Origin of the sequence: Paraburkholderia sp. RL17-373-BIF-A, from assembly GCF_046030175.1 — a bacterium.
Taxonomy (GTDB): Bacteria; Pseudomonadota; Gammaproteobacteria; order Burkholderiales; family Burkholderiaceae; genus Paraburkholderia.
In genome coordinates, this window is the sequence record NZ_JARESO010000160.1 from 1 (window position 1) to 4339 (window position 4339).

Here is a 4339-nt window from a genome sequence, read left to right on the forward strand (position 1 = left end):
AATTGTTACCCCCAAACCGGGCCTAAAAAACAAACCCCCCCCCCCCCCCCCCCACCGGGGGCTTTTTTTTCTTACAAGTTGATGGGGATTCGTCCCGCTATCAGCGCATGTCTGCTTTTCTCTCGACCCGCCCGCTCCGCTGTTTCCGCTTCAAATTCAGTCCAGAAGTCATCCCATATCTGGTCCGGGTCTCTACCCTTGTCGAACCCGCTTTGTACCGAGTAGAACGCCAGCTCCAGCTTAGTGACCCATTCCCCGTAGTGGAGGATTTTTTCATCGCGTTCGCGGATTTCGCTGTTTGCTTCCGATAACTGGCGCTTCAGATCCGCCGCGTTTTCCTCGGCGTATTTACTAGCCGACGCGCCGCCCTTGATATACGCGTATATACCAACGACCCACACCAATAGCAGCCATAGAAACCCGTTCATAGAAGCCCCTTAAAACGCAAGATATGCGCGACGGGCGAAAGCAGCAACACAGAAATTACCCAGCGCGGGAGCACCCCGAACAGATGCCCGGTGCACACCGCGACGACGACAAGCAGTGCGATCACCAGCATGATTGGGTTCTCTCAGTTGAGTGAATCACTTTTCATTCTCCTTAGCCCGCCGTTCCCATGCTTCCCATCGAGCCACCACCGCAAGGCAGCGGCGCAACAGGTTCTCGATCTCACGTGCCCGGCGGCGCTGGCGGTCCACCGCACGGACGAATACCGCACCAAGGGCTGTAAGCACCGACGCGCCCAACAGTAAGGCCCACTTCAAACCCGCTCCTTTGCCGCCAGTGCGGGCGTGTGATTGCTGCGTTTGAGCCAGCCGGCGATACGAATCGACATTGATCCGACAGTCAGGCTAGTTGCAAGGGAAGGGAAGAGGACAGCCGACGAAAGAAACGCGACGGCGTAGACGGTCAGCACGAAAGCGATAATCAGCATGATTGGGTTCTCTCAGTTGGGGGTTGAATCGGGTGTGGTATCGAGCAGCAGCGCGCCGCGTGCTTCGCACAGGAAGCCCCAGCGTTGGGTCTCGCGCGAGATTGCCTCATCGAAGCGCTTAACGTCTGCCGGGGTGTAAGGGATGCCGGCCTGGGGCGGGCATGCGGCGATCAGTTCGTCAATAACCCGCGTGGCGTCCTGTATCTGCGCGTCGAGCGATTCGACCGTGCTGGTCGCCGGCAACGCGCGGGGCAACAGAACCGGGAAAGGCTTCGCGGCCCAGCACTGCCCCTCAATCATCGCGTCATCGAGCGTCTCGAAGACGCCGCCGCCCGTTTCCTCACCATCTTCAAACAGCCGCAGTCGCCAGCCGCCTATCTCGCGGTGCCTCACATCGAAACTTTTCACGCTCAAACCCCCTCGACACGTTAAGTGGAATCAGTAGCCGAGCCGGGGGTATTTTTGGTGGTATCGATTTGATCGATTCGCCTCAAATCCTTGCTGGGCGTACTAGAGACCATTTAAGCAGTGTTTGAGTTGAGTATCGAGAATCGCATGCATGTCTCCAGATGAGTCGGGCGAAGTGGCGCGATGCGCGCGCACGGCACGTGAGGAGCCGGATGCGTTCGCGATGCGTCGCCGTTCCTATGATGACAAATTCCCTTCAACTTGGCGGCCTGTCCAAAAGGCATAAGAGGAATGACGTAAAAATGAACCGGCAAAAAAAAAGCCCCGCGCGTGGCGGGGCTTCTTTATGTCGACTTCGACGCGCGAGCGCGCCGGCGAGGATGGTCAATGGAAGTGCGGCTGCGCGGGTTCCGCGTCCTCCGGCATTTCGGCGTGGACGATTTCGCCGAGCGGATCGGCATACAGCGGCACGCCGCAGTCGTCGCAGTATTCCGGCTCGAAGCGGCCGGCGTGGCGGCGCACTTCGGTCACGCCGGTCTCCTTGAGCAATGCGACGATTTCTTCGAGCGGATCGTCCGAGGCGGGGGTTTCCTGCGGTTCCTCGTCGATGCCGGGTTCGCCGTTCTCACGGCCGTACAGCGGCCACACGACGCCGTAGATCACGTCGTTGCTGCCGCGGCGCGTGAAGCCGACGCGGTATTCGTCGATGCGGCGTTCGCCGAAGCCCGCGACAACCGCGCGCAACTCCTGCGGCGCCGCGCCGATCGTGTCGAACAGATAGCGCACGGCGGTGCGCACCGTGTGAGGGCGCACGCGTTCGTCGGCGTCGCGGCAGGCCGAGTAATAGGCATCCGGCAGCAGGCACTCGAATTCGCAGCCCGGCAGCACCAGCGACAAGTTGGCGCCGCCTTGCGTGGCCCATTGCTCGAGGCATTGCCCGCGCTCGATCCGGCTGCCGTGTTCTTCTTCCTGCCAGCGGAACGTCGGCTCGCCGACCGGCGCCGCGACCACGGCCAGCAGGAAGCGCGGGTCGGCCAGAATCGGCGAAGTCTCCGGCAACTCGCCGAAATTCAGCTTGACGTTGCCACCGGCCATGGCCGCCTGGGTGAGTTGCTGGGCAATGCGCCAGGTTTCGACGTGATGACGCGGCAGTTGATCGATGCTGTATAGGAACGGCGCCATGGCGACCCGCGTGTTGGCCGCGAGCACGTGTGCCTGCAGGTGCGCGCGCAGGGCGTCGGCGGCGTCGGTCTTGAGCGGACCGGACGGAATCATGTAGCGCGTCCAGGCGAGTACGGGTGCGGCGATCAGCAGCGCCTCGTACGGCACGCCTTCGTGTTCGACGATGAAAGACTCGCTATGGGTTTCCGCCATATCGGCGAGCGCGCCGTAGGCATCGGGATGATTTTGCTGCAGATGATCGAGCGCGGCGTCCAGCGTAGTCTGGTTGGCGTTGCGGACGATCTTGGCCAGCAGCGCATCGAGTTTCGCTTCCCAGAAGCGGTCCTCGGTGCGGCTGCCCGACGCGAAAAGCGCGAGCGAGAGACCGACAAGCTTGTCGGCATCGGGGGGGAGACGTTTGGCGATTCGCGAGCGCATAAATCCGGAAATTGGGGTGCACAGAACCTTATATTCTAGTCTTTTCTATGCCGCCATATTGTTTGGCCGGCAATGCCGGATGAATTAGGACGTTTCTACACGAAAAATCAGCGCTGTTTAGCGTGCCTGTGGAGTCGTTGCGGGGCGACCTGGCTCGGTGATATAAGACGCCCCCAGGCGCATGACTCGCTTCTATACTGACCCTTTCAGCGGGCGCCCGACAAGCTTATGTCCGCTCGTCACTGGGGTTTGGCGCAACAGGAGATTCATTGTGAAATCGGACCAACTGATCGAACGCCTTGCCGCAGTGTTCGCGCTGATTATTCTGGTGGGCGGCTCGCTGCTGGTGCTGGCGCCTTTCACGACCGCGCTGCTGTGGGGCGCCATTCTCAGCTATAGCTCGTGGGGCTTGTACCGGCGGCTGACCGCGGCCATGGGCGGCCGACGCAAAGGGGCCGCCACCTTGATCGTGTTGATCATTCTGATTGTGGTGCTCGGACCGTTCGTCTATGCGGGCTTCGCCTTTGGGGCGCACGTGCACGAAATCGTCGCACTGGTTCAACGGCTCTTTGAGGCCGGCTTGCCGGATTTGCCACCGTGGGTTGCCCGGATTCCGCTGGTGGGTTCCAGCATCGATGCATTCTGGGAGCGTCTCACAAGCAGCAATTCGGAACTGATCGCGCAATTGCGTACGCTCGCGGCGCCGGCCGGCAAGTGGATTCTGGCGGCTGCGATTGCTGTTACGCATGGTCTCGGGTTGCTGGCCTTAAGCATCGTGCTCGCTTTCTTCTTTTATACGGGGGGCGAGGGCGCAGCGGCCTGGCTGAATGCGGGCATGCGGCGTATTGCCGGCGAGCGCGCCGATTATCTGCTGGCGCTGGCTGGCAGCACGGTGAAGGGCGTGGTCTACGGGATTCTCGGCACGGCGCTCGTGCAAGGGATTCTGGCTGGGTTCGGATGTTGGATCGCCGGCGTGCCGGCGCCGGCGCTGCTCGGGCTGGCGACATTCTTTCTGTCGGTGATACCGGGCGGCCCGGTTGTCGTGTGGTTGCCCGCTGCAATCTGGCTGTACCACGGCGGCGCGACAGGATGGGCGATCTTTCTGGTCGTGTGGGGCGTGCTGGTCGTCGGCATGTCAGACAACGTCATCAAGCCGATCCTGATCGGCAAGAATAGCGACATGCCTCTGATCCTGGTGATGCTGGGTATCCTGGGTGGCGCATTTGCTTTCGGCTTCCTCGGTGTTTTCATCGGCCCGACTTTGCTGGCGGTCGCCTATACCGTGCTCCATGACTGGACGATCGGTGCGCCGGCTGCGCGCGGCTTGGCACTCGATGCGAAAGCGCCCGTCGTCGACGAGCCGGGGCCGGTAAAAAAGCTGCCTTGAATAAATTCCAG

General features: G+C 61.4%; 6 protein-coding genes. 1 reads left to right on the top strand and 5 read right to left on the bottom strand.

Going from position 1 to position 4339, the window contains the following annotated elements; genetic code table 11:
- Nucleotides 1–71: 71 nt before the first annotated feature.
- From P0D80_RS48815 to P0D80_RS48835, 5 genes are all read right to left on the bottom strand, one after another.
- Nucleotides 72–428, bottom strand: coding sequence for a hypothetical protein (locus P0D80_RS48815; RefSeq protein WP_408295585.1), 357 nt, complete (start codon nucleotides 426–428; stop codon nucleotides 72–74).
- Complete coding sequence (locus P0D80_RS48820) at nucleotides 425–559, bottom strand: hypothetical protein (RefSeq protein WP_408295588.1); 135 nt, start codon at nucleotides 557–559, stop codon at nucleotides 425–427. The genes P0D80_RS48815 and P0D80_RS48820 overlap by 4 nt, the downstream gene beginning before the upstream one ends.
- Nucleotides 560–760: 201 nt before the next feature.
- Complete coding sequence (locus P0D80_RS48825) at nucleotides 761–934, bottom strand: hypothetical protein (RefSeq protein WP_408295595.1); 174 nt, start codon at nucleotides 932–934, stop codon at nucleotides 761–763.
- A gap of 12 nt (nucleotides 935–946) precedes the next feature.
- On the bottom strand, nucleotides 947–1342 hold the full coding sequence (locus tag P0D80_RS48830) for a hypothetical protein (RefSeq protein WP_408295598.1): 396 nt from the start codon (nucleotides 1340–1342) through the stop codon (nucleotides 947–949).
- A gap of 384 nt (nucleotides 1343–1726) precedes the next feature.
- Nucleotides 1727–2941 carry a DUF2863 family protein gene (locus tag P0D80_RS48835; protein ID WP_132375225.1) on the bottom strand — a complete coding sequence of 405 codons (1215 nt, stop codon included), beginning with the start codon at nucleotides 2939–2941 and terminating at the stop codon, nucleotides 1727–1729.
- Nucleotides 2942–3212: 271 nt separating this feature from the next.
- Here P0D80_RS48835 and P0D80_RS48840 point away from each other — a divergent pair, with 271 nt between their 5' ends.
- Nucleotides 3213–4328 carry an AI-2E family transporter gene (locus P0D80_RS48840; RefSeq protein WP_408295603.1) on the top strand — a complete coding sequence of 372 codons (1116 nt, stop codon included), beginning with the start codon at nucleotides 3213–3215 and terminating at the stop codon, nucleotides 4326–4328.
- The last annotated feature ends 11 nt before the right edge of the window (nucleotides 4329–4339 follow it).

Excerpts from the sequence above, each read along its gene's own strand:
- P0D80_RS48815 (WP_408295585.1), bottom strand. The coding sequence starts at position 428 with ATGAACGGGTTTCTATGGCTGCTATTGGTGTGGGTCGTTGGTATATAC.
- P0D80_RS48820 (WP_408295588.1), bottom strand. The coding sequence starts at position 559 with ATGCTGGTGATCGCACTGCTTGTCGTCGTCGCGGTGTGCACCGGGCAT.
- P0D80_RS48825 (WP_408295595.1), bottom strand. The coding sequence starts at position 934 with ATGCTGATTATCGCTTTCGTGCTGACCGTCTACGCCGTCGCGTTTCTT.
- P0D80_RS48835 (WP_132375225.1), bottom strand. The coding sequence starts at position 2,941 with ATGCGCTCGCGAATCGCCAAACGTCTCCCCCCCGATGCCGACAAGCTT.